General features: G+C 43.6%; 1 protein-coding gene. It reads right to left on the reverse strand.

Annotation, left to right across the window (positions count from 1 at the left end):
• A partial coding sequence (locus AAEY94_RS20790) for a hypothetical protein (protein WP_502959419.1) occupies nucleotides 1–243 on the reverse strand: 243 nt, incomplete at both ends.

Here is a 243-nt window from a genome sequence, read left to right on the forward strand (position 1 = left end):
GCGTAGTACCTCGTTATGCTTGCCATCATGCTGATAGCCATCAATAGTACCTGCGAATGCGACAAGCTTACCTTCGCTAATCTTTATACCTTGATCGTTATAACTGACGGGCTTAACTTGCAGACACAACTGTGAGGGATTGATTTGGCAAGGTACTGACTCAGCAGCTACTTCCCAAAATATAGTGTCGCCTTTACTATTATATTTCGCCTGTGCCGTCAGTTTACCATTCCAGATTAAGGT

This window comes from Shewanella sp. AC34-MNA-CIBAN-0136 (assembly GCF_040309945.1).
In the GTDB taxonomy this organism is placed as follows: domain Bacteria; phylum Pseudomonadota; class Gammaproteobacteria; order Enterobacterales; family Shewanellaceae; genus Shewanella.